The following is a 21769-nucleotide window of genomic DNA, read 5'->3' as shown; positions in this document are numbered from 1 at the left end:
GGTGCCATGTCCTCTTGGATCTCGGGCGGATTCTGCCATTGTTCCGGTTATGGCCCACCCTATCGGCAAGAGCGCCCCATGCCGTGTGCCCATGCTTCTGGCAGGTCAGGAAGTGCCTGCAGAAGTTGCTGGAACTCTGCGACGTTCTGCCGCGCAGGGCTCTTCCCGTGCGGGACTTCTATGGGGCCAAAAAGCTGGCCCCGATCATGAGCAGAGCGATCATCAAATGCAAGCTGGCCATGCGTGCAATTTCGGCTTCATCGAGCCTTCTGGCGGATCCGCCAATGCCTTCGCCAATTACAGCGCAATTCAGCGCTTCGGAATCATGAGCGTCGAAGAAGGCCACTCAGCCGAAGATAAGGTTGAATCGGGACCGGATTGTCCCCATGCAACGAATATCCAGTTTTCTTAAGCGCGCCAGGTAAAACTAGGAAAAGGGCAGGATGAGCAAGATCTGGCCCCGTAGGCTGGGCTAGCTAAAAATAGTCCTGCACCGTACTAGCGGGGCCGCCGGGGGCTGCCGTGATGGGCGATGAGGATCTGGCCGGCAACCACTCGCTGCTGAGGCTGCTCTGATTTGGATTACACTGCCACTATCGCGCCTTGAGTCTCGGACAGGATGGTCGCTGCAGGACACTATTGTCCTCTTGGGATGGCCGCATTCTCGCCTGTCGATAATGCGTATAGGCCCAGCCGCGCGGCACCGGGGAAACTGGCATTAGACCCTGTTTCTGCAGGGATGTGCTACTTACCGAAAGGACGTCATCTTGTACTTTATTGTCGTTAAGTTCAAAGTCAAGCCGGATTGCTCGGACCGCTGGCCGGATCTGGTGCGCAATTTCACCGAGTCAACCCGTGCGGAACCAGGCAACCTTTGGTTTGATTGGTCGCGCAGCCTTGAGGACCCCAACGAATTCGTTCTGGTTGAAGCTTTCCAGGACGACGCAGCTGGAGACCACGTGGGCAGCGACCATTTCAAGCAGGCCATGATCGACATGGCGCCGGCCTTGGTTGAAACTCCGCACATTATCAGCCGGCAGATCGAAGGCGATACCTGGGATCGCATGGGCGAATTGGAAATCAGCTAGCAACTTTTGCGATGAACCCTGAAATTGCTGGGGCAAGGCCAGCGGCAGCTGCGACTCATATTGAAGTTCCCAGCTCACCTCGACAAGATGGGGTTATGGGATATAACGATTCACTAGCTGGCCTTGCTTCAGTTCAAAAAGCATTCGCCTTGCTGGACGTGGTGGCCGCGCATAACCGGGGTATGGCCGCCAAGGAGATCGCTGCAGAACTGCAGATGCCCTTGCCCACCGTTTATCGCCTGCTCAAGACGTTGACCCTGTCGGGCCACCTGGTCCACCTGCGCGATGAAGGGCTCTATGCCCTGGGCTACAAGCTTCACGCCCTGGATAACTCGTTGCGCCGGCAGGTAGGCACCCCGCCTTCGGTGGCGCGCTTGATCCGCGAATTGCATGTGCGGGCCGACGCCGCCGCCTACTACGCAGTGCACCGCGGGGAAGATATCGTGGTGGCCCACGTCGTTGAGTCGCCACTGCGCCCGCGCATCACCCCCATGGGCTTCGGGTTCAACAATGGTGCCCATGCCACAGCCTTCGGCAAAGTGCTGTTGGCGGCCATGGATGCCGAACGCTGCCACGCGTACCTCGACAAGCACGGCATGCCCGGAATGACCTCCGCGACCATCTGCGATCCGCAGGTCTTTGCCGCAGAACTGGACGCCGTGCGCGAGACCGGCATTGCCATCGAACGCGAAGAATTCATCCGAGGCGCCTCCTGCATGGCCGCCCCGGTAACCACGGGCGCCGGGCAAGTCATCGGATCGGTGGCAGTTTCCATGGACCCGGCAGAATTCCAGACCCGCCACCGAGACGTCTCCGTCCTGCTGCGCGATGTGGCTTCGCGGGTGAGCCGCGCGCTGCGGGGCACCTCGATGCTCGGCGCAGCTGGCGCCGACTGACGAGGTGCCCGGACAGCCTACAACTTGGCCTGGGCCATTTGCTCGACGATGTACTCGGCCTGGCGGATGGCTAGCGCCACGATGGTCAAGGTCGGGTTGGCCGCGGCGCCGGTGGTGAATTGCGAGCCATCGGAGATGAACAGATTCGCAACATCGTGGGCCTGGCCGAAGGCGTTGACCACCCCGTCTTCCGGACGCTGGCTCATTCGCGCCGTACCGAGGTTATGCGTCGAGGGGTACGGGGGCGTGTGATGCGTGGATCGCGCGCCCACCGCCTCGAAGAGCAGCGAACCCTGCTGGTAGCCGTGCGCTCGCATGGCGATGTCATTGGAGTGGTCGTCAAAATGGACATTCGGCACCGGCAGGCCCAAGCGGTCGGCCACGGTGTTGTTCAACGTGATTCGATTGCTTTCCTGCGGCATATCCTCACCGGTAATCCACATGCCCGCAGTGTTCAGGTAATCGTCCAGCAGCGTAGTGAATTCCGGCCCCCAGCCGCCGGGCTCCACGAAGCTGGCGAGGAACGCCGGCCCCAGCGCGATGGTTTCCATGTAGTAGCCACCGCAGAACCCGCGGTCCGGATCATGGCGGGATTCGTCGGCAATCAGCCCGGCCATCGTCTCGCCCCGGTGCATGTTCACCGGCTGGTCGAACTTGGCGTAGACGCTGCCGGTGGTGTGGCGCATGTAGTTGCGGCCCAGCTGGCCCGAGGAGTTCGCCAAGCCATCGGGGAACAGCGGCGAAGCGGACAGCATCAGCAAGCGAGGGGTTTCAATGGCGTTGCCGGCCACCGCCACGATGCGGGCTTTCTGGCGCTGCGGGTTCCCTTCGGAATCGATGTAGATGACTCCGTCCACCTTGCCGGCAGCGGTATGGGTGACTTGAACAGCATGCGATTCGGGACGCAAATCCAGCAGGCCGGTGCGCAGCGACTTCGGGATCTCCGAGACCATTGTGGACCATTTGGATTTGTTCTTGTCGCCCTGGAAGTTGAAGCCATCCTGAATGGATGCTGGCCGGCCGTCGTAGGGTTCGGCATTGGTTGCGTAGGGCCCGGTGGCGTACTGGCGGTAGCCCAGGCGCTGGGCGCCATTGGCGAAAACCTTGTAGTTATTGTTGGCCGGCAGCGCGGGACGCCCGTGGCGGTGGGTGCTGCCCATTTTCTGCTCGGCACGGTCGTAGTACGGTGCCACATCGTCCAGGGTGATGGGCCAGTCCAGCAGGTTGGCCCCGTCGATCCGGCCGTAGGTGCTGCGTGCCTTGAACTCATGTGCCTTGAACCGCGGGGTGGCCCCGGACCAGTGGGTGGTGGTGCCTCCGACCGCCTTGACGATCCAGGCTGGCAAATTGGGGAAGTCGCGGGCCACGCGCCATGACCCCGAGGTGGTTCGCGGATCCAGCCAAGCCATCTGGTTGAAGGCGGCCCACTCGTCCTGGTGGTAGTCCTCATTCTTCAGATACGGGCCGGCCTCGAGCATGACCACCTTGACTCCCTTGGAAACCAGCTCATGGGCCAAGGTTCCGCCGCCGGCGCCGGAGCCGATGACGACAACTACCGAGTCGTCGTCATGGTCGTGCATTGCCGATTGCTCTTCGGTGCTCATCGGGTTGTTCCTTCCTCGAGGATTCCTGAATCACCCAGGACGTTGTCCACGGGCTTGCCGCTGGTTTCTGGTGCGTAGGCTTTCACGGCATAGGGAAGCGGGCCCTGGTCTTGCACGGGCTCTCCGCTTTCCTCGATGCGCGGTTCGGGCAACCAATTCAGATCATTGAAACCGCGGTTAATGTAGCCGCCCTTGGAGAAGGATTCGCCTTCGTAGCCCAGGGCCTGATGCACTTCGGGGTCATCGTAGAAATTGAGGACTACAGTGCGGCGGATGAAGGCGAAGAACTCCAGATCCGCGATACGCTTGAGCGCCGCCAGTGCACGGTCATCGGGTAGATCCAGGAAGTGCTCTTCGCTGAGCGTATCCAAGGTCATCAAGCCCTGGGTCAAAGCCATGCGGAACCAGCTGGATTCGGCTGAAGCCTCGATGATTTTCTCTGTCATGCGCTCGTAGGGCCCATTCGGGAACTGCGGGTGCGGAAACGAAACCCGAATGATCCGGGTCAAGATCCGCCGAGCCTCATCCGAGAGCTCCAGGGCGTTGAGAGATGAATATTTTGCCGGGAACACCATTGTTGTCACCTCGATTATTAGACGGTTAGGTCAGTTCCTGCGCTGATTCTGCAGGGAAACCGGCAGTGAAGCCTTACTTGGATTATGTAACGCACATCACGGTGCTGCCAGCGTCGTTATCGGCTGGTGAGAATGGCCCGGCAACGCGCTCGGCGTCACGTTCCGGGCATTATCGCTCTGCGAGAACGAAGCTATCCCCGCAGCGAGCGCGGGGCCCGAGCTGGGCAGACTCGACGGGCTAAGGGGCCGCTTCAAAGTCCGAGCAGCATCTATCAGGAGGAATCACCGTGGCAGGATCCACCGCAGCGGTCGGACTCATCACCGGAGCAGGACGAGGGATTGGAAGGGCTATCGCCGAGCCTCTGGCTGATGACGGGCAGGGCATCATCGTTGCCGATATTCCGGGTGCGAAGAAGAATGTGGATGAGGTCATCGCCGCCGTCCAGCAGCGTGGACGCCGTGCAGTCGGGGTGGTCGGAGACGTGTCGAACCCCGAAGGCGTGGAGCGGATGATCAAGGAGGGTACCGAAGCCTTGGGCGACTTGACGGTGTTCGTGGCCAACGCCGGCATTGCGCAGGTTGACGAGATCCTGGACGTGAAACCCGACGCGTTGGACCGCATGCCCGACGTAAACTTCAAAGGCGTCTTCTACTCCTGCCAGCTGGCGGCCAAGCGCTTCATTGAGCAGGGCAGCGGTGGGAGAATCATTGGCGCGGCATCCATCGTTTCTTTCCGTCCGTTTCCCATCCTCGCCTCGTATTCGGCCCTAAATCGGCGGTGCGCGGACTGACCCAAGCGGCCGCCATGGAGCTCGCCAAGCACAACATCACCGTCAATTCCTATGCACCGGGCGTGGTGGGAACCGCGATGCGGAGTTTGATTGACGAGCGGCTCACGGCGCGTGAAGGAACCCCGAGAGGCAGTGCCCTGCAGGCGCAGGTGGACAACATCCTGGCTGGCCGGGTTATCCGAGCCGGAGAACGTCGCAAAGCTGGTGAGTTATTTGGCAGGGCCGGACTCGGACCACCTGATTGGCCAGACCGTCTTGATCGATGGCGGCATTAACTTCTCCTGACCCATGGGCATTAAAGAGGTTCGCCATGGAGCACTGTAGCTCCGCGGCGAACCTCTTCTCTGTCGGGTGAGCCGGCAAGCGACCGGCTCAGTGCCCACCGCCCAGCTCCCGCCAGGCATTCGCGGATCTTCAAGCTCGCGGTAGTCAGTCCTTCGATCTCCGCATTCTTGAGAGCCCTGCCTGTCGATAGCGATATTCTTCGGCGTAGTTGAACTGCGGGTCCAGGTCGTTGGAAGAAGCCAAGAGCAATCCGCCAGTGAGCCACGCCCGTCAGAAACTGGTGAAGACGGTAGTGCTCGGAAATGGAGCTTCTCCCTCTTGGGCGCCATGCGCCGGACCAGCGTCTTCCGCGGACTTAAAAGAAGCCAATGGATCTGAACCGAAGATACAGGTTTTGTTGCATCTCCGGCATAGCCGATCAGCTCGGCTGCCGGTAATCTTGTGAAATCTCTATGCAAGAGCAGGGGATTGGGAAAACAATTGTACGGTTCAACCAATTTGGCGCGCAGTATGCCGGATAATTGATGGAACACAGCAGGCCGGAGGAAGATACCCCGGCCGGAAGGGAATGATGGACGCTTCAGGCGACAGTAGATCTCATAGTTCCAGCCCTCTGCCCGGCATGATTGCCGGCCAGGCTTCGAAGGACAGGGGGTGCAGATGATGGAATGGATTTCTCTGGCTTTGGCCGTGCTCCTCATTCTCGGATGCGGGCTCTTCGTAGCCGCGGAATTCGCGTTGATCACGGTTAACCGAAATCAAGTCAAGCAGGCCGCCGCCGATGGCGACCGCCGCGCCCAGGGCGTGCTCAAGGGCATGAGCACCCTGTCCACCCAGCTTTCAGGTGCCCAGCTGGGCATCACCCTGACCAACCTCGGCATCGGCTTCCTGGCCGAACCCGCCATTGCCGCCCTCGTGGTGGGCCCGCTGCAGGACGCAGGCCTCGACGCGGCCCTGGCCCGCACGGTCTCCGTTGCCATCGCGCTGGTGCTGGCCACGATCCTGACTATGGTCTTCGGCGAGCTGGTCCCCAAGAACCTGGCCATTGCCAAGCCCTTTGCCACCGCCAAGGCGGTAGTTGGCTTCCAGCGCGGCTTCAGCACCGTCACCAAGCCTTTCCTCTCATTCTTCAACGGCAACGCCAACTGGATTGTCCGCCGGCTCGGCATCGAGCCGCAGGAAGAACTGGCCTCCACCCGCTCCGCCGAGGAACTCGTCGCGCTGGTGGGGCATTCCGCCCGCGAGGGCGTGCTGCCTTCGGAAACCGCGGAGATGCTGCGCCGGACCGTGGCCTTCGGCAACCGCCGTGGCCACGACGTGATGACCGCCCGTTCGCGGATGATCACCGTGACCGCGCAGCAGAGCGTCGAAGACGTGCTGCAGCTGGCCGCGCAAACCGGGCATTCGCGCTTCCCGCTGGTGGCCGAGGACGGCCACCGGGTGCTGGGACTGGTGCATATCCGCGCCTTGCTCGCCGTGCCTTTCGAGCAGCGCGCGCACACCGCGGTGGGGGACTACGCCCAACAGGCCCTGCTGGTCCCGGATACCATCGAGCTCGATGAGCTGATGGACCAGCTGCGCGGCGGCGGGATGCAGCTGGCGGTGCTGATCGACGAGACCGGCGACGTCGCCGGCATGCTGACCCTGGAAGACCTTGTGGAAGAGATTGTCGGCGAAGTGCGCGATGAGCATGACCCGCAGGACTCCAGCGTCCAAGTCCTTTCGGAGAATAGATGGCGGCTGGATGCGGCACTGCGCCCGGATGAAGCCAGCGAGCTGCTGGGCTGCCAGATCCCCGAGGACTCGGACTACGAGACCTTGGCCGGGTTGCTGACCGTGCAGCTGGGCCGCTTCGGCCAAGTCGGCGACGTGGTCGCCCTCGTAGTGCCCGGCGTTCCCGGCGGGCCGCGCAAGCAGCTGGAATTCACCATCCAGGCCACCGATGAGCAGCGGATCGCCGTCGTTGACGTGGAAGTGTCCGAACTTGATGAGGAAGAGGCCGGGCGATGAGCGATCTAGTCGGAATCCTTGTGACGATCCTGCTGCTCGCAGCGAACTTCTACTTTGTCGGCGCGGAATTCGCGCTGATCTCGGCACGCCGAAGCATCATCGAGCCCAAGGCGATGGCCGGCAGCCGCAGCGCCAAGCTGACCCTGTGGGCCATCGAGAACGTCTCGCTGGTGATGGCCGGCGCCCAGCTGGGCATTACCGTCTGCTCGTTGGCGCTGGGCTATGTCACCAAGCCGCTGGTGAAGTACGCGGTGGCCGGTCCCTTCGAGGCCATCGGGATTCCTGAGGGCATGATCGATGCGCTGTCCTACGCGATTGCGCTGATCGTGGTCACCTACCTGCACGTGGTGCTCGCCGAGATGGTGCCTAAGAACATGGCGCTGGCCGGCCCGGAGCGCATGGCGCTAATCCTCGGCCCGAGCATGGTGGTGCTGGTGAAGATCCTGCGCCCGGTGCTGTGGCTGATGAACGCCATGGGCAACCTGGTCCTGCGGATCTTCGGGGTGGCCCCGAAGAACGAGGTGGCCAGCACGTTCACCCGCGACGAGGTCTCCTCCATGGTGGCAGAATCCCGTGAGGGCGGTGTCCTGGACGAGCAGGACGAGCAGCTGCTGATGGGCGCCCTGCACTTCGATGCGCGCAGCATCGAGTCGGTGGCGATCAGCTTCGAGAAGGTGCAGACCTTGCCGGTGGATTGCACGGTGGCCGATATCGAGTCGGCGGCCGCGCACGGCTTCTCCCGCTTCCCGCTGGTGCAGGCCGATGGCACCCCGGTGGGCTATGTCCACGTGAAGGACGTGCTGGGTGCCGATGCGCACACCCGCAAGCGGCCGCTGCAGCCCAGCGACATCCGAAAGCTGCCGTCCTTTGCCCCGGAGCAAAGCGTGCGCACCGCGCTGCAGGAAATGCAGCTCACCGGTGCCCACCTGGCGCTGGTCCGCGAAGGCGGAACCGGAAAGGTCACCGGCATGGTGACCTTGGAGGACATGCTCGCAGAGCTGGTCGGCCAGATCAGGGATGAGCGCCGCAGCGCGCACTAGCGGCACAGCGCGCACTAGCGGCACAGCGCAGAAAGAATGCAGGGACATGGGGCTGGAGGCAGGACGGGAAACCGTCCTGCCTCCAGCCCCTTGCTGGTAGAGGGCGTCAGTGCTGCTGGTAGAGGGCGTCAGTGCGCCTTGGCGAACGGCGAATTCCTGCGCGAGAGCACCAGTGTCAGCGACGCGCCGAGCAGTGCGAAGAACGTGGTTAGCCACCAGGTGGCGTTCCACCCTCCGGTGAGCGTCGCCGTGGCTGCGAGCAGCATCGGGCCGGCGAAATTGCCGATATTGAAGATCTGCTGGGTCAAGCCCATCGAGGCAGGGGCCGAACCGCCGGGCGGAGCCAGGTCGACCACCACGCGGGTCATGGTGGTCGGGACGGCTGCTCCGGCCAGCGAGAAGAAGCCGACGCAGACCATTTGGATCAGCAGCAGCTCCGAAGGGTAGTCGATGGCGAAGGTCAGGATGGAGGTCAGTGACATCACGGCGAAACCGGTGAGCAGCAGGGTGCGCCCGTTGATCCCGCGCTGGAGCAGCGCGCCGCAGATGATCGCGCCCACCGCATTCAGCCCGCCGATCACAGCAGAAGCCAAACCACCGGCCACCGGATCCAGGCCGAATTCCTCGTAGATCGTGGGCAGGAACCCCACTACCGCCATCCATTGCACCGTATAGCAGCCGAAAATCAGTCCGCTGATCCACACGCGCGGTGCCCGGGCGGTGATGGCAATGCGCCGGGCAGCTTCGCGCAGGGCCGCCGAATCCGAGGGCCTATCCGCTGCCACGAACTTCAGTATCAGCGGAATGGGCAACAGGGTGATGAACGCGAGCAGGCCCCACCACAGGTGCCAAGACAGGTGCTGGAGCACCAGTGCGGTGGAGAAGACGCCGATGAAGGTGGCCATGCCCATGTAGGCGGCCCACCACCCCACTGCCATGTTCAGGTTCCTGATCGGGGCATGCAGGCGCACGAGTCCGGGCCCCATGACGGTGGCCATGATGACACCCGCGCCTTCCAGTATGCGGGTGGCCAGCAGCAGCGGCGCGCTGGGGGACAAGGCGCCTAGCGTGCTGCCCAGCACCAGCAGCAGCAAGCCGAGGATCAACGTGCGGCGCTGGGAGATGACTTCCGAAAGCAGGGAAACGGCCAGGCCGCCGACCATGCCGGCCACCTGGACCACGCCTAGCAGCACGCCGGAGAAGATCAGCGAGAAGCCCAGTTCGTCCTGGATCACGGTCAGCGCGGGGGCGAGCTTCCAGATGTGCAGGCCGGCCATCACACCGGAGGCCACGATGATGATCCAGGCCGCGTTGGCCCGTTGCTGGACCTGTTCCATTTTGGCTTGCACTGCCGCCGATGCCTCCTCGCATAGGACGCGCCAACTGGTGCTCGGCGCTATTTTCCACTTCGGATTGTGGCACGGGCCGGGCAGCGATCCGGCGTTCGTGTCATTGAACGGGAAAGCCCGTGGAAGGAAATTCCTTCCGGACCCAGTAGTCCAAAACGGAATCCGCGATCGGGATGGCGCAGGCTGGCGCGTGGCGCGAGGGGGAGCGCTCCGATGGCTGTCCGGGCTGGCCCGCCGGGCTAGCCGATGTCAGTCGTCGACCGGGTTGCCTGGACAGGCCTGTCGTTGCGGACAAAGCAGGGAATTTCGTGGAGTGCCGCGCTATGGGACCAAAAAGCTACGCGAAACGGCATCAATTTGTCCGTGCGGTGCATGTTGCACAGTTCGCTGATTGTGGTTCCCGCTGGCAGTGGCGGAACTTTGGGAAAAAGCGGGCTGGGCACCGTGATGTGCCATAGCTGCAGCTCATCGGTTTGGCCGTCATCAACAACCATGAGCACTGCCCGTCCATGGACCGATACGAAGCCCATGACTTCATCTACTGGATCGGCGTATTGGGCGAATACCACCGGCGTCCCCTCGAACCAGCCGTACGAGGTGAGAAGGGTTCTTGCCTCAGGGCAATGCAAAAGTTCTTCGACGCGTTGCATGGCGCGAATACGGCGTTCGGGCATGTTCATATAATCCTCCGCTGATGGCAGCTCTCCGAAAGGGGACCGCCCACGAAACCCTGTGGCGCGAAGCCGAGGGATCCCCGGGTTTCGCCATTGGCGCTCGGTGATCATCGTGGAGTGTTCTTCTGAGGATACCTCATGCCACGCAGGTGGACACGAATTCCGCGGAGCGCAGCCGCACCCGACTAGGTCGCAGAGTCCAATTGATTGCCTGCCTTGGCGGCTTACCTTGGCCTTTCCTCCTAATGGTGGTGATCTCCGGGGGATGCTGGCACGGTCATCCTCAAGCCGCTATTGCCGGCTGTGCAACCAGCGACACCGAAGGAGCGTCATGCATTTGCCCGTACCCCGCGGAGACCTGTCCCGAGAGCTGGCCAACGCGTTGCTGTGCAACCCTTCGGGAGAACACGCAGCCTACCTGGCAACGGTCGCAACCGGGCGGTTGGCTTCGGCTTCGGATGTGCTTGACGACGGGGACCTGCAGTTGAGCCTTTTCATGCTCTATGAGCTGCACTATCGGGGTTTTGCAGGCGTCGATGATCGCTGGGAATGGAACCCTGGGCTGATTTCGCTGCGGACCCAGATCGAGGAGGTTTTCGAGCAAGCGCTTCGCGAGGCTGCGGGCCCGGTTCCAAGGGTGGAGCCCAGCTCCTCGGAGGTGGCCCAAGCGCTGTTTGCGCTCGCTGCAAGTGATGCCGGGCCGTCGGTCTCGAAATTCATCCAGCGCAAGGCCAATGCCGCCCAGGCACGCGAATTCTTGATTCTGAAGTAGATCTACCAGCTGAAGGAAGCTGGCCCTCATACCTGGGCGATCCTGAAACTCGAGGGACGTGCAAAAGCTGCAATGGTGGAGATCCAGACCGATGAATACGGAAATGGGCATCTGCCTCGAATGCATAGCGAGCTGTTCAGGCAGACGATGAGAGGGGTCGGCCTGCGTGATGACTTCGGTGCCTACATCAATCGCATTCTGGCGGTGACGCTGGCGGCTGTCAACATGATTTCGCTCTTCGGCATGCACCGGCGCCATCGGGGAGCCATCACTGGCCACTTGGCGCTGTACGAGATGACTTCCTCGATACCCCAGGCGGCTTATGCCCGCGGCTTCCGGCGCCTGGGCTATGAATCTGCGGTCACCGATTACTTCGATGAGCATGTGGAAGCTGATGCGGTCCATGAGCAGATCGCCGGCTGCGACCTGGCTGGGGGACTGGCCGAAGACGAACCGGAGCTGGTCCCCGACATACTGTTCGGAGCCCAAGCCGCGGCGACCGTTGATGCGTTGGCCGGCGAACAGTATCTGGACGCGTGGGAAGCTGGCAGCTCGGCGCTGCTTGCCGGGGCCGGGGCCGAGGCCGGAGCTGGGGCAGTCGCATGAGCGGCGGGAACCGTGCCTCGGAAGCGGCCACCATTACAGTGTGCCCGCAGGGACCGTTGCTGCTCAGGGGAGATTTTGAAATCGTCGATGCCGAGGGGCAATCCATTGAAGCCCGGCAAGGGCCCGTAGCGCTATGCCGCTGCGGGGGCTCCGCCATCAAGCCCTTTTGCGATGGCACGCATAAGCTCACTAAGTTCGAGCGCCCGAAATAGGGCACTCGCCCGTGCCTGCAAGCAAGGGCCGCGTGGCAAACCCGCCTAGGGCTTAGGCGCCAAACTGGCGCCAAGGGATTCCAAGGCGCCGGGGACCACGGAGAAGTAGGCCCAGACCCCGCGCTTCTCGCGGTGCAGGATCCCGGCATCCACCAGGATCTTCAAATGGTGCGAGACGGTGGGCTGCTTGAGGCCCAGCGGCTCGGGCAGGTCGCAGACGCAGGTCTCGGCCGCCTCGCTGCTGGAGACAATGGACAGGATGCGCAGACGATTGGGGTCGCTCAGCGCCTTGAATCGCAGTGCCAGCAGTTCGGCTTCCTCGGCGCTCAGGATTGCCTCCCCGGGGGATGGCACGCAGCAGGCATCGGCAGCCGGCGCGGTGCAGGTGCCGTCGGCAGGATTCGCGGTGGCTGTGCTCATGGACCTCGGCTCTTTTCTTGTCTTGGCGTCTTGGCCGGCAGCAGAGATTGACAAACGTCGATATGTTTCATCATACTCAAAACATCGATAATCGTCGATGTCTATTCTTGGAGTGATGATTCAGTGGCACCTGCCCCTGCGCTAGACACGGCCCCCGTGGCGGCCAAGCTTTCCTTCCTGGACCGCTACCTGGCCTTGTGGATCCTGCTCGCCATGGCCGTCGGCCTGGGCCTGGGCCGCATCTTCCCGCAGCTTGGCGCCTTGCTGGACCGCTTCACCGTGGCCGGGGTGTCGGTGCCCATCGCCATCGGCCTGCTGGTCATGATGTACCCGGTGCTGGCCAAGGTGCGCTACAACGAAACCGGCCGCGTGCTGGCCGACAAGAAGCTGATGGTCACCTCGCTAGTGATCAACTGGATCCTCGCCCCGGCATTCATGTTCGTGCTGGCCTGGATCTTCCTGGCCGACCTGCCGGAATACCGCACCGGGCTGATCATCGTGGGGCTGGCCCGCTGCATCGCCATGGTGTTCATCTGGAATGACCTGGCCTGCGGGGACCGCGAAGCGGCCGCCGTGCTGGTGGCCATCAACTCGGTATTCCAGGTCATCGCCTTCGGTGCCCTGGGCTGGTTCTACCTGCAGGTGCTGCCTTCCTGGCTGGGACTGGAAACCACCAGCGCGCAATTCTCCATTGCCGCGATCACTGCCTCGGTGCTGGTCTTCCTGGGCATCCCGTTGGTGGCCGGCTACCTGACCCGCACGCTGGGCGAAAAGGCCAAGGGCCGCGACTGGTACGAGGGAAAGTTCTTGCCGAAGATCGGCCCGTGGGCGTTGTATGGATTGCTGTTCACCATTGTCCTGCTTTTCGCACTGCAGGGGGACAACATCATTTCCAAGCCGCTGGATGTGCTGCGCATGGCGATCCCGCTGCTGGTCTACTTCGTGGTGGTCTTCGGCGCCGGCATGGTCATTGGCCACTGGCTGAAGCTGGGGTACCCGCGCACCACCACCTTGGCCTTCACTGCGGCCGGGAACAACTTCGAGCTGGCCATTGCGGTGGCCATCGCGACCTTCGGCGCCACCAGCGGACAAGCCCTGGCCGGGGTGGTCGGCCCGCTGATCGAGGTGCCTATCCTGGTCGCCTTGGTCTACGTGGCCCTGTGGGCCCGGAAATTCTTCCCCGCATCCAGCACCGTCACAACTTCTGCCTGAGGAAAATAACCATGACTGCAACCGAGAAGCCTTCAGTTCTCTTTGTCTGCGTGCACAACGCCGGACGCTCCCAGATGGCCGCGGCCTTCCTCTCCCACCTGTCCGAAGGGCGGATCGAGGTCCGCTCGGCCGGCTCGGCTCCCGCTGATTCGGTTAACCCGGCGGCGGTCGAGGCCATGAAAGAAGTCGGCATCGACATGTCGGCGGAAATTCCCAAGGTGCTGACCACTGAAGCGGTGCAGGACTCCGATGTGGTGATCACCATGGGCTGCGGGGACGCATGTCCATTCTTCCCGGGCAAGCGCTATGAGGACTGGAAGCTGGAGGACCCTGCAGGCCAGGGCATCGACGGCGTGCGCCCGATCCGCGATGAAATCCGCACCCGGATAGAGCAGCTCATCGCCGAACTGCTGCCAGCCAGCTAAGCGGCACCCGCCACCCGGAATCCAGCAGCCAAGGAGAAATCCATGAACCAGAACCTTCCAGTGATCGTCATTGGCGCCGGACCCATCGGGCTGGCCACCGCAGCACACCTGCGCGAGCGCGGGGAGGACGTGCTCGTTCTGGAAGCCGGGGACAGTGCCGGCGCCGCGATTACCCAGTGGTCCCATATCAAGCTCTTCTCCCCATGGCGCTTCAATATCGATGGCGCTTCCCGACGGCTGCTGGAAACCCCCAGCGAAGGATACGCAGGGGATTGGGAAGCGCCGCGGATCACCAAGCTGCCCACCGGTGCGGAACTGGTCAGCGAGTACCTGCAGCCGCTGGCAGCCCACCCAGCACTGGCGCCACGCATCCGCTACGGCCACCGCGTGGTGAAGATCAGCCGCGTGCTGGCCGACGGCCGCGGCGCCGACAAGGCCCGCACCGCGAACCGCGACGACGCACCGTTTTTGGTGCGCACCGAAACCCCTGGCGGCCTGGTGGATCTGCTCGGCCGCGCCGTAGTTGACGCCAGCGGCACCTGGAACCAGCCAAGCCCGGTAGGCCGTGGCGGCATCGAGGCAATCGGCGAGGCCCAGGCACGCGAACAGGGCTTCATCACCGGCGGGCTTCCCGATCCGTTGGGCGCTGATGAGCAACAGCTGGCAGGCAAGGACCTGCTGGTGCTGGGCGCTGGGCATTCGGCGGCGAACACCATCATCGCCCTGGGCCGGTTGCAGAAGCAGTATCCGGACACCCGCATCCGCTGGGGCCTGCGCGGGGACGCCAACCCGATCCGGCTCTACGGCGGCGGAGCCGCAGACCAGCTTCCGGCCCGGGGCCAGCTGGGCACCTCGCTGCGCCGGCTGGTGGAAAACGGCCACGTGGAACTGCTGGAGAATGTCTCCGTCGCGTCGATGAACGCAGGGGAGCAGCTGGCAGTCGTGCTGGCTGATGGCCGCAAGCTGGCCGTTGACCGCATTATCGCCGCCACCGGTTTCCGCCCCGATCTGCAGATGCTTTCCGAACTGCGCCTGGAGCTGGACGAATGCGTCGAGGCTCCGCGCCAGCTCGGTCCCTTGATCGATCCGGAGTTCCACAGCTGCGGAACGGTCAGCGCGCACGGCGCCAAGGAACTGGCGCACCCGGAAAATAACTTCTACATCGTTGGCATGAAGAGCTATGGGCGGGCCCCGACGTTCTTGATGGCTACCGGCTACGAGCAGGTGCGCTCCATTGCCGCCGCCCTCTCCGGAGATGCGGAGGCGGCCGGCCGGGTGGAGCTGGAGCTGCCGGAAACAGGTGTTTGCTCAACGGACCTGGGCGGCTCCTGCGACGCTCCGGCCAGCGAAAACTCCTGCGGAACGGAACCGGCCGAGCCTGCCGAATTCAGCGGCTGCTGCAGTTCGCCGCAGCCGGTAAGCCTCGGGCTGTCCACCGGAACGCTGCACGGCAACAGCGAACTGGCAGCTGAACGGTAGGCCCGCCGTTCAGTTCACCGGCACCGGAGAGCTCCTGGACTGCGCCTCCAGCTTCTTCGAAGGGCCGCGGGAACCGGCACGCCGTGGCACCGGAATCCCGGCGAGTGCCACAGCGCACACGGAAGTCAGCACCAGTGCGGCGGCCGGTGCGATGGCTGTGAACGGAGCCCGCTCGACATAGTCGATGCCTTCGGCCAGCAGCAGCCCCCACTCAGGGGTGGGCGGCTGCGCCCCGAGCCCGAGGAATCCCAGGGCGGCCAAGGCCAAAGCCACCCCGGGCAGCCGCAGCATTCCATGCCGCAGCAATGCGGGAATCACCGCTGGCAGCAAATGCTGGATCCAGATCCTGCTCCGCGGCACCCCCGAGAGCGGAAGCCAGCGGATATGCGGCATGGCCCGCGCCTCATCAAGCAGCGAGGCCGCATGGGTAGCCAGCGGCGGCTAGCTCACGCAGAGCACGGCCAGCGCGGCACCGCCCACCGATGGGCCCACCAGGGCCGCGATGACGACCCCGGCAAGAATCGGCGGCGTCGCGTTGGCAATTACCGCCGGTCCGCGCGAGATCTCGCCGGCTGCCGCCCCAGCGGCAGCAGCGGGTGCAGGGCATCTTGGCCGCGTTGCGGAATGCAGCCAATGCGGCGCGAGTCGGCAATGCGGGTGCCGGAGAATTCCAATCCGGGTGCCCAGTGCCCGGTGATCATGGACAGCAGCAGCGACTTGCCAGCACCCGAGGGGCCGGTGATGACCACGCGCTCGCCGGGAAGAAGCGTGAACACTTCGATTTCCAGCAGAGCGCGGTTCTCCGTGCGCAGTCCCAGGCGTGCGTTGCGCAGGAGGAACACCGGAGCAGGCGGCTGGTGGGCGCCAGGCTGGCTGATCGATGGGGAATCCACATAAGTCATAATGAGAATCATTATCACTTAAACTTTTGCGGCGAGGCAAATCAATGGGCCCGGCCTAAGCGGCTGGGAATGCGTTGGGATAAGCACCGACGGGTTTGAGAAGCGCAAAAATGTTGGAAAGATGTTTGACTGGAGTTTACGAACTAGTTGAAACGTACCCCTATAATCCAGGAGCTGTTGTGCGCCCCACCCGCTTTGCCCCTCATTCACTTGCCCGCCGGGCAGGAGCAATCACCGCTTCCAGCCTTGGCCTGGCCCTGCTGCTCTCGGGCTGCGGTTCGGATTATCCGTTGGGGGAGGAGCAGCGCAAGGCCGCCGAAGCCAATACCTCCAACCTGGAAGGCACCCTGACCGGAGGCGGATCCACCGCGCAGAACTCGGCCATGAACGCCTGGAGCACCGAATTCTCCACCCTGCACCCCAAGGTCCAGGTGCAATACGCTTCGGTGGGATCCGGCGCCGGACGCGCAGGGCTGCTGGCCGGCGGTACCGAGTTCGCCGGATCCGATGCGTATCTGAAGGACGAGGAAGTTCAGCGTTCTATCGAAACCTGCGGGCCGCAGGGCGCGATCAATATTCCGGCGTATATTTCCCCGATCAGCATCGCCTTCAACCTGCCGGGCATCAAGGAACTGAATATGGATGCCGAAACGATCGCCCGGATCTTCTCCGGCGAGATCCGTTCATGGCAGGACCCGGCCATCGCCAAGCTGAATCCCGAGGTTCAGCTGCCGGATATCCCGGTAACCGGGGTGGCCCGTGCCGATGACTCGGGCACCACGGAGAATTTCACCGAATACCTGCATAGCGTGGTTCCCGAGGTGTGGACTCATGAGCCCGATGGCGGCTGGCCGGATGCCACCGGACTGGAGAAAGCCCAGGGCAATGCCGGTGTGGTCACCACCGTGACCCGCGCTGTCGGAGCGATAACCTACGCCGACGATTCGCTGGTGGATCAGTCGCTGGGCAAGGTGAAGCTGAAGGTCGGAGATGAATTCGTCGCCGTTAGCGGGGAAGCCGCGGCCAAGGCCGTGGCCGAATCCGAGCGTGTGGAAGGACGCGGGGAGCACGATATCGCCCTGGAACTTGACCGGAAGACCACCGCCGAAGGCGCATACCCGATGGTGCTGGTCTCCTACCTGCTGTTCTGCAGTGGTTATGAGGATCCGCAGACCGTGGAACTGGTCAAGGCTTTCGGGCAGTACGTGGTCAGTGATCAGGGGCAGAAGACGGCGGCTGACTCGGCCAAGAGCGCGCCCATGCCACAGCAGCTGGCAAAGGAAGCCCGCGAGGCCATCGATTCGATTACTGCGCGCTAGCAGGTCCGTTGACGCGTCTTGCTGCATCCGTCCGAGTGGCGGATGCAGCAAGACTTGCTACGCGCGCGAGGCGGCTGCCGCTCGGTACAGGCGATTTCGCGCCCCGAGGAGCATCGCGCCAATGAATGCGGCCAGCAGTGAGCCGCACAGCACCCCGACCTTGACATACTGCGCTTCATCCCCGCCTTGGCCGAAGGCCAGTTCGCCTACCAGCAGGGAGACGGTGAAGCCGATGCCGGCCACGAAGGAAAGGCCCAGAACGTCCGGCCACTTGATGCTGCTATCCAGCTTGATTCCGGGAATCCTGGTGACCAGGAAAGTGGAGCAGGTGATTCCAATCGACTTGCCCAGGACAAGTCCGAAGATGATGCCCAGCGCAACCGGACTCAGCAGCGATTCTCCCAAGCCGGAAAGGCCCCCGAGTGGAACCCCGGCCGCGAAGAAGGCGAACAGGGGAATTGCGAAGATCGATGAGGGAATGGACCATCGGTCGGCGAAATGGGCGGCCAGTCCCTCATGGATTTCGTCGCCCTGTTCGTTGGTTCCGATTCGGACATGGGCTCGCTGGGTAGCCACTACCGGAACCATGAAGCCCAGCAGTACGCCGGCTACCGTGGCATGGATTCCCGAGGCGTGCACCAATGCCCAGACGGCTACTCCGAGCGGGATGAGGATCCACCAGGCCCGGACCCCGCGCTGCACGGCGAAAGCAAACGCGGCTAGCGGGAGCAGGGCGATGAGCAGCGGCAGCCACGACAGGTTCTCGGTGTAGAAGATGGCGATGATGGAAATGGCCAGGAGGTCATCGACCACCGCCAGGGTGAGCAGGAAAGTGCGCAGGGCCGGTGGGAGGAACTTGCCCACGACCGCGATAACGGCAATTGCGAAGGCGATGTCAGTGGCCGCGGGAATCGCCCAGCCGTTGATGGCGGAGCTGCCCGAAGCGGAGATGGCAAGGACGTAGAACAGTGCAGGCAGCGCCACGCCTCCCACGGCGGCCGCGACGGGAACGATCGCCGTGCGTGGATTGCGCAATTTGCCGACAACGAATTCTTCTTTGAGCTCCAGGCCGACGACAAAGAAGAAGATGGCGAGCAAGCCATCTGCGGCCCAAGATCCTACCGAGAGGTTCAGATGCAGGGCCTCGGGGCCGAAACGGAAATCGCGCAGCCCCTCGTACCAGAGGGCTGCCGGGGAATTAGCCAGGATCAGTGCGGCGAGGGTGGCGCAGAGCAGCAGCAGTCCGCCCATCGAATCCTGCTTGAGGGTCTGGTGGACACCGCGCCAGATGGCGTGGGGTGCTTGGCGGGATACGCCAGTTGAAGGGTATGGCAAGGTAACGGGTCTTTCTGGGATCCGGGAAAAAGGGGCACGACGGCGCGCGGAATCCACGAAAGAAAGAAACAGGTGGTGGGACCGCGCAATTAGTGGCGCGGTGGCGGGCAGCCGGCGATCTCGCCGTGGGCGTTGGTTCCCCAGGAACTCAACCACCCGTTGGTGCCGCTGGCAAGTTTGGTCAGCAGTTTCCCGTTGGGGAAAACGGCAGCGCGAAGCCGCTGCGCATGCGTTGAAAGGACCAAAGCCATGCTTCCATTCTACAGATCGACGATGCTCTGGCGTAACCCGGAACGGCCCAGCTGCTTCGGGTCTGGCGCTAGTGCATCAGGCTGGCGAACATCTTCAAGCGCAGCGCCTTGGCGGTGGACATATGCTTCTGGATGAGTACGCTGGCCTTTGCGCTGTCGCGTTCGCGGACGTGATCCACGATTCGCTGGTGCTCGTCCAGCGATTCGGTCCAGCGCGATCCGACGGACAGCGTGGATGATGGGGCGTGGATCTGGTGGGTGGCCAGGCGCTCCAGCAGATCCTCGAGCACCGGACTGTGCGCTGCGCGCCAAAGCGCGCGGTGGAACTCGATGTTGGTGGCCAATCGGGTGGCATCATCCGGCTCGGCAAGTGCGCGGTCGCGGTCAACCAGGGCCTGCAGGCGCATCAGGTCCACTTCGGTGCGCACCGAGGCGGCTTCCTGGGCGGCCGGGCCTTCGAGCAGGATGCGCAGGTCATAGACCTGCATGATCTGCTCGGGGTCGATTTCCTTGACGAAAAGTCCACGGGCGCGGCGCTCTAGCAACCCTTCGTGCAGCAGGCGGGTCAGGGCTTCGCGCACCGGGGTGCGGGACACGCCAAAGCGTTCGGCCAAAGCAACCTCGCGCAGGGCGTCTCCGGGCTGGAATGCGCCTTGCAGCAAGTCGTCCTTGAGCTGGGCATGAACTGCGCCGTGCACTGACCGTGTCGGAAGGCGATATTGGAATCCTGGTGGACAGCTCCATCACGGTCATCCTCTACACCATCCTCGTGCTGGCCCTGGCCTTCACCGGCATCAAGCACATTTGCGAGAAGAAGGAGGCCAAAGCCCTGGCCGAGGAGCAGGGCCAGCCGGCCAACGCCTGAGCATCCTATGACCTGCACAGCAGGCCTTGCCGACTCCACGGTGGCAAGGCCTGCTGCATGCAACCAAGCCTTGCAGCAGGCAACGTCCCCCATTCGCAGCCGGCAGCTGGATGCTTCCTGAGCGCGGCTTGCCTTCGTTGGTTGCGCAAAGCACAGTGGGCAGTGGTCGATGAAAGGAGCATGAATATGCCAGATCTAGCAGGCAAGAAAGTCCTTGCGGTAGTTTCCAACCGCGGAGTCGAGCAGGATGAGCTGAAGAAGCCAGTGGAGCACTTGCGCCAAGCCGGTGCTGAGGTGGTGATCGCGGCCCCGGAGGCCGGCCAGGTCAAGTCGCTGGTTGGCGATTGGGATCTGGGGGAGGTCTTCGAAGCCAGCGAAGCACTGGCGGCAGTGGACGAGCAGGATTTCGACCTGCTGCTGATCCCCGGCGGAACGCTGAATGCCGACAACCTCCGCTTGGACGCCGACGCCCAGCGCATTGCCAAGTCCTTTGCCGGTTCAGGCCGGCCGATCGCTTCCATCTGCCATGGGCCATGGCTGCTGGTGGAAACCGGATTGGCCAAGGACAAGACCTTGACCTCGTACACCTCGATCAAGACCGATGTGGTCAATGCCGGCGGCACCTGGAAGGACGAACAGGTTTTCCGCTGCCCGGCGAACGGCTACGTGCTCATTACCTCGCGTAATCCGGACGACCTCGACGCGTTCAGCAGTGCCATTGCCGAGGAGCTCAGCTCCTAGCAATTGGCGGCCAGTCGGTCCAGCCGCCGTCCGAGCCAGCTTTCCGGACGGCGGCTTGGCTGTGCTGGGACCAGAGCCCGGCATCCAAGTCCTTGGTGATCCAAGGGCACGAAACCGCCGTCGAGGAAGAGCTGAGTATTGAAATCCTCCCGCAAACTGCGGGTGAGTTCCGCTGCCCCAGCTGGAAATCCTGCGACAGCGAACTCGCCTGGATTCCTGGGATTCCCGGTGTCTGGCGGTCTCGGCTTTTCGAACCGTTGCGTGTAGCGAAGGCGCTGAGGGCTTTGCCATGAACTGCATTGCCGAAGCGGGCACCCCTGCATGCCGGGTGCCCGCTTCGGCAATTCATCGTCTTGTCATGCCGCGTACGGGTCCCGAGGCTGTCCGGCCGTCTTCCGGGAGAGGAACAATCCCAAGGCAATCATGAGCGCACCGAGCCCGAGACGCAGCCAGTTATCCGCATCATTCAGGGGAATGAGGTTGGCTGCACTGTCGAAATCAATGACCAGCTCTAGACCCACAAGACCAGATAGATGATTCCGCTGCCGATGAGGTAGCTGCGAGAAGCAAGCAGGTCCGAGCCATCAGGTAGCCGGCGACCCCGAAGAGCAGATGCACGGCATTGTGCAGGTACGAGACCTGGAAGATTCCCCGCAACTTGGCCTCGGAGTCGTGGCCGGCACCTGAGAGCGATGCGTAGTTGGTGGTGATTCCCGGAATGAATCCGAGGACGCCGACCAGGAAGAACACGATGCCGACCGCCAGCGCGGCCTTTTGCACCAGCGGACGTTCTTCTACGACAGGATCTTTTGGATGTTCCATGATCTTGCTCCTTCACTCTGGCTGTTGCGATCGGAAGGAAACGCTGGACCGGCATGCTGGCCGCCGTCATGCTCTCCACGCTAGAGAATTGCCAGT

26 protein-coding genes and 1 pseudogene are annotated in these 21769 nt (G+C 63.1%); 16 read left to right on the top strand and 11 right to left on the bottom strand.

What is annotated here, in order from left to right:
- Positions 1 to 49 precede the first annotated feature (49 nt).
- The 3 genes from ACLQ8T_RS15315 (at position 50) to ACLQ8T_RS15305 (ending at position 1984) form a co-directional block, all read left to right on the top strand.
- Complete coding sequence (locus ACLQ8T_RS15315) at positions 50 to 412, top strand: cold shock domain-containing protein (protein WP_413455171.1); 363 nt, start codon at positions 50 to 52, stop codon at positions 410 to 412.
- 355 nt (positions 413 to 767) lie between these two features.
- Positions 768 to 1088, top strand: a complete 321-nt coding sequence (locus ACLQ8T_RS15310; protein ID WP_413455170.1) for a putative quinol monooxygenase — start codon at positions 768 to 770, stop codon at positions 1086 to 1088.
- A 95-nt stretch (positions 1089 to 1183) separates the two neighbouring features.
- Positions 1184 to 1984: an IclR family transcriptional regulator gene (locus ACLQ8T_RS15305; protein WP_204719416.1), complete on the top strand. Its 801-nt coding sequence runs from the start codon at positions 1184 to 1186 to the stop codon at positions 1982 to 1984.
- Positions 1985 to 2001: 17 nt separating this feature from the next.
- On the opposite strand, the gene ACLQ8T_RS15300 is transcribed toward ACLQ8T_RS15305, so the two are convergent.
- A complete protein-coding gene (locus ACLQ8T_RS15300) occupies positions 2002 to 3588 on the bottom strand; it encodes a GMC family oxidoreductase (protein WP_413455169.1) in 1587 nt (528 codons plus the stop codon).
- The gene (locus ACLQ8T_RS15295) at positions 3585 to 4034 is read right to left on the bottom strand and encodes a hypothetical protein (protein ID WP_413455168.1); all 450 of its coding nucleotides are present in this window, start codon (positions 4032 to 4034) and stop codon (positions 3585 to 3587) included. Before ACLQ8T_RS15295 ends, ACLQ8T_RS15300 begins: the two co-directional genes overlap by 4 nt.
- 416 nt (positions 4035 to 4450) lie before the next feature.
- Here ACLQ8T_RS15295 and ACLQ8T_RS15290 point away from each other — a divergent pair, with 416 nt between their 5' ends.
- The 4 genes from ACLQ8T_RS15290 to ACLQ8T_RS15275 all read left to right on the top strand — a co-directional run bounded on the left by ACLQ8T_RS15290 (position 4451) and on the right by ACLQ8T_RS15275 (position 8289).
- Positions 4451 to 4954: an SDR family NAD(P)-dependent oxidoreductase gene (locus ACLQ8T_RS15290; RefSeq protein ID WP_413455167.1), complete on the top strand. Its 504-nt coding sequence runs from the start codon at positions 4451 to 4453 to the stop codon at positions 4952 to 4954.
- 14 nt (positions 4955 to 4968) lie between these two features.
- On the top strand, positions 4969 to 5229 hold the full coding sequence (locus ACLQ8T_RS15285) for a hypothetical protein (protein WP_413455166.1): 261 nt from the start codon (positions 4969 to 4971) through the stop codon (positions 5227 to 5229).
- Positions 5230 to 5902: 673 nt separating this feature from the next.
- The gene (locus ACLQ8T_RS15280; RefSeq protein ID WP_413456424.1) at positions 5903 to 7249 is read left to right on the top strand and encodes a hemolysin family protein; all 1347 of its coding nucleotides are present in this window, start codon (positions 5903 to 5905) and stop codon (positions 7247 to 7249) included.
- Entirely contained in the window at positions 7246 to 8289 is a 1044-nt protein-coding gene (locus ACLQ8T_RS15275; protein ID WP_413455165.1) for a hemolysin family protein, read from the top strand. The genes ACLQ8T_RS15280 and ACLQ8T_RS15275 overlap by 4 nt, the downstream gene beginning before the upstream one ends.
- 128 nt (positions 8290 to 8417) lie before the next feature.
- On the opposite strand, the gene ACLQ8T_RS15270 is transcribed toward ACLQ8T_RS15275, so the two are convergent.
- Both ACLQ8T_RS15270 and ACLQ8T_RS15265 read right to left on the bottom strand, forming a co-directional pair.
- Positions 8418 to 9638, bottom strand: a complete 1221-nt coding sequence (locus ACLQ8T_RS15270) for a CynX/NimT family MFS transporter (RefSeq protein WP_413455164.1) — start codon at positions 9636 to 9638, stop codon at positions 8418 to 8420.
- 239 nt (positions 9639 to 9877) lie between these two features.
- On the bottom strand, positions 9878 to 10318 hold the full coding sequence (locus ACLQ8T_RS15265) for a hypothetical protein (RefSeq protein WP_413455163.1): 441 nt from the start codon (positions 10316 to 10318) through the stop codon (positions 9878 to 9880).
- Positions 10319 to 10643: 325 nt separating this feature from the next.
- On the opposite strand from ACLQ8T_RS15265, the gene ACLQ8T_RS15260 reads away from it, so the two are divergent.
- From ACLQ8T_RS15260 to ACLQ8T_RS15250, 3 genes are read left to right on the top strand one after another with little or no spacing between them, the layout of a single operon-like run.
- Positions 10644 to 11084, top strand: a complete 441-nt coding sequence (locus ACLQ8T_RS15260) for a hypothetical protein (protein WP_413455162.1) — start codon at positions 10644 to 10646, stop codon at positions 11082 to 11084.
- Positions 11085 to 11690 (top strand): iron-containing redox enzyme family protein, encoded by a 606-nt coding sequence (locus ACLQ8T_RS15255; RefSeq protein ID WP_413456423.1) that lies wholly within the window; start codon positions 11085 to 11087, stop codon positions 11688 to 11690.
- Positions 11687 to 11902: a CDGSH iron-sulfur domain-containing protein gene (locus ACLQ8T_RS15250; RefSeq protein WP_204719398.1), complete on the top strand. Its 216-nt coding sequence runs from the start codon at positions 11687 to 11689 to the stop codon at positions 11900 to 11902. The genes ACLQ8T_RS15255 and ACLQ8T_RS15250 overlap by 4 nt, the downstream gene beginning before the upstream one ends.
- A gap of 45 nt (positions 11903 to 11947) precedes the next feature.
- Here ACLQ8T_RS15250 and ACLQ8T_RS15245 read toward each other — a convergent pair whose 3' ends face one another.
- Positions 11948 to 12322, bottom strand: a complete 375-nt coding sequence (locus tag ACLQ8T_RS15245) for an ArsR/SmtB family transcription factor (RefSeq protein ID WP_254589340.1) — start codon at positions 12320 to 12322, stop codon at positions 11948 to 11950.
- A 123-nt stretch (positions 12323 to 12445) separates the two neighbouring features.
- On the opposite strand from ACLQ8T_RS15245, the gene arsB reads away from it, so the two are divergent.
- Genes arsB through ACLQ8T_RS15230 form a run of 3 tightly spaced genes read left to right on the top strand, consistent with a single transcriptional unit; the run spans position 12446 to position 15438 of the window.
- Positions 12446 to 13534 carry an ACR3 family arsenite efflux transporter gene (arsB, locus tag ACLQ8T_RS15240; RefSeq protein ID WP_413455161.1) on the top strand — a complete coding sequence of 363 codons (1089 nt, stop codon included), beginning with the start codon at positions 12446 to 12448 and terminating at the stop codon, positions 13532 to 13534.
- Positions 13535 to 13545: 11 nt separating this feature from the next.
- Positions 13546 to 13959, top strand: a complete 414-nt coding sequence (locus ACLQ8T_RS15235; protein WP_066142401.1) for an arsenate reductase ArsC — start codon at positions 13546 to 13548, stop codon at positions 13957 to 13959.
- Positions 13960 to 14001: 42 nt separating this feature from the next.
- Positions 14002 to 15438, top strand: coding sequence for an FAD-dependent oxidoreductase (locus ACLQ8T_RS15230; protein ID WP_413455160.1), 1437 nt, complete (start codon positions 14002 to 14004; stop codon positions 15436 to 15438).
- Positions 15439 to 15447: 9 nt separating this feature from the next.
- Here ACLQ8T_RS15230 and ACLQ8T_RS15225 read toward each other — a convergent pair whose 3' ends face one another.
- Together ACLQ8T_RS15225 and ACLQ8T_RS15220 are read right to left on the bottom strand one after the other, a co-directional pair.
- Positions 15448 to 15831 (bottom strand): ABC transporter permease subunit, encoded by a 384-nt coding sequence (locus ACLQ8T_RS15225; RefSeq protein WP_413455159.1) that lies wholly within the window; start codon positions 15829 to 15831, stop codon positions 15448 to 15450.
- A 149-nt stretch (positions 15832 to 15980) separates the two neighbouring features.
- The gene (locus tag ACLQ8T_RS15220; protein WP_413455158.1) at positions 15981 to 16340 is read right to left on the bottom strand and encodes an ATP-binding cassette domain-containing protein; all 360 of its coding nucleotides are present in this window, start codon (positions 16338 to 16340) and stop codon (positions 15981 to 15983) included.
- A 179-nt stretch (positions 16341 to 16519) separates the two neighbouring features.
- Between ACLQ8T_RS15220 and pstS the strand changes: the two genes are divergently transcribed.
- Positions 16520 to 17659, top strand: a complete 1140-nt coding sequence (gene pstS, locus ACLQ8T_RS15215) for a phosphate ABC transporter substrate-binding protein PstS (protein WP_338085722.1) — start codon at positions 16520 to 16522, stop codon at positions 17657 to 17659.
- Positions 17660 to 17716: 57 nt separating this feature from the next.
- Here pstS and nhaA read toward each other — a convergent pair whose 3' ends face one another.
- The 3 genes from nhaA to ACLQ8T_RS15200 form a co-directional block, all read right to left on the bottom strand.
- Positions 17717 to 18994: a Na+/H+ antiporter NhaA gene (gene nhaA / locus ACLQ8T_RS15210; protein ID WP_413455157.1), complete on the bottom strand. Its 1278-nt coding sequence runs from the start codon at positions 18992 to 18994 to the stop codon at positions 17717 to 17719.
- A gap of 89 nt (positions 18995 to 19083) precedes the next feature.
- Entirely contained in the window at positions 19084 to 19245 is a 162-nt protein-coding gene (locus ACLQ8T_RS15205; protein WP_204719387.1) for a hypothetical protein, read from the bottom strand.
- A 68-nt stretch (positions 19246 to 19313) separates the two neighbouring features.
- The gene (locus tag ACLQ8T_RS15200) at positions 19314 to 19943 is read right to left on the bottom strand and encodes a GntR family transcriptional regulator (RefSeq protein WP_413455156.1); all 630 of its coding nucleotides are present in this window, start codon (positions 19941 to 19943) and stop codon (positions 19314 to 19316) included.
- Positions 19944 to 19975: 32 nt separating this feature from the next.
- On the opposite strand from ACLQ8T_RS15200, the gene ACLQ8T_RS15195 reads away from it, so the two are divergent.
- Complete coding sequence (locus ACLQ8T_RS15195) at positions 19976 to 20110, top strand: hypothetical protein (protein ID WP_256370181.1); 135 nt, start codon at positions 19976 to 19978, stop codon at positions 20108 to 20110.
- Between the two features lie 186 nt (positions 20111 to 20296).
- Positions 20297 to 20851, top strand: coding sequence for a type 1 glutamine amidotransferase domain-containing protein (locus tag ACLQ8T_RS15190; RefSeq protein ID WP_141356144.1), 555 nt, complete (start codon positions 20297 to 20299; stop codon positions 20849 to 20851).
- Positions 20852 to 21207: 356 nt separating this feature from the next.
- Here the strand turns inward: ACLQ8T_RS15190 and ACLQ8T_RS15185 are convergent.
- Positions 21208 to 21673 (bottom strand): annotated as a pseudogene (locus tag ACLQ8T_RS15185) (DUF4383 domain-containing protein).
- Positions 21674 to 21769 lie beyond the last annotated feature (96 nt).

Source organism: Glutamicibacter sp. FR1, from assembly GCF_047300825.1.
Classification (GTDB): domain Bacteria; phylum Actinomycetota; class Actinomycetes; order Actinomycetales; family Micrococcaceae; genus Glutamicibacter; species Glutamicibacter nicotianae.
Note: the sequence above shows the minus strand (reverse complement) of the source record. Positions and strands in the feature narration are given on the sequence as shown.

Coding starts and splice junctions, on each gene's coding strand:
- ACLQ8T_RS15190 (WP_141356144.1), top strand. CDS start 20,297: ATGCCAGATCTAGCAGGCAAGAAAGTCCTTGCGGTAGTTTCCAACCGC.
- ACLQ8T_RS15260 (WP_413455162.1), top strand. CDS start 10,644: ATGCATTTGCCCGTACCCCGCGGAGACCTGTCCCGAGAGCTGGCCAAC.
- ACLQ8T_RS15230 (WP_413455160.1), top strand. CDS start 14,002: ATGAACCAGAACCTTCCAGTGATCGTCATTGGCGCCGGACCCATCGGG.
- ACLQ8T_RS15225 (WP_413455159.1), bottom strand. CDS start 15,831: ATGCCGCATATCCGCTGGCTTCCGCTCTCGGGGGTGCCGCGGAGCAGG.
- ACLQ8T_RS15295 (WP_413455168.1), bottom strand. CDS start 4,034: ATGACAGAGAAAATCATCGAGGCTTCAGCCGAATCCAGCTGGTTCCGC.
- ACLQ8T_RS15250 (WP_204719398.1), top strand. CDS start 11,687: ATGAGCGGCGGGAACCGTGCCTCGGAAGCGGCCACCATTACAGTGTGC.
- ACLQ8T_RS15245 (WP_254589340.1), bottom strand. CDS start 12,322: ATGAGCACAGCCACCGCGAATCCTGCCGACGGCACCTGCACCGCGCCG.
- ACLQ8T_RS15205 (WP_204719387.1), bottom strand. CDS start 19,245: ATGGCTTTGGTCCTTTCAACGCATGCGCAGCGGCTTCGCGCTGCCGTT.
- ACLQ8T_RS15285 (WP_413455166.1), top strand. CDS start 4,969: ATGGAGCTCGCCAAGCACAACATCACCGTCAATTCCTATGCACCGGGC.
- ACLQ8T_RS15305 (WP_204719416.1), top strand. CDS start 1,184: ATGGGATATAACGATTCACTAGCTGGCCTTGCTTCAGTTCAAAAAGCA.
- ACLQ8T_RS15300 (WP_413455169.1), bottom strand. CDS start 3,588: ATGAGCACCGAAGAGCAATCGGCAATGCACGACCATGACGACGACTCG.
- ACLQ8T_RS15275 (WP_413455165.1), top strand. CDS start 7,246: ATGAGCGATCTAGTCGGAATCCTTGTGACGATCCTGCTGCTCGCAGCG.
- ACLQ8T_RS15265 (WP_413455163.1), bottom strand. CDS start 10,318: ATGAACATGCCCGAACGCCGTATTCGCGCCATGCAACGCGTCGAAGAA.
- ACLQ8T_RS15315 (WP_413455171.1), top strand. CDS start 50: ATGGCCCACCCTATCGGCAAGAGCGCCCCATGCCGTGTGCCCATGCTT.
- ACLQ8T_RS15220 (WP_413455158.1), bottom strand. CDS start 16,340: ATGACTTATGTGGATTCCCCATCGATCAGCCAGCCTGGCGCCCACCAG.
- ACLQ8T_RS15280 (WP_413456424.1), top strand. CDS start 5,903: ATGGAATGGATTTCTCTGGCTTTGGCCGTGCTCCTCATTCTCGGATGC.
- ACLQ8T_RS15235 (WP_066142401.1), top strand. CDS start 13,546: ATGACTGCAACCGAGAAGCCTTCAGTTCTCTTTGTCTGCGTGCACAAC.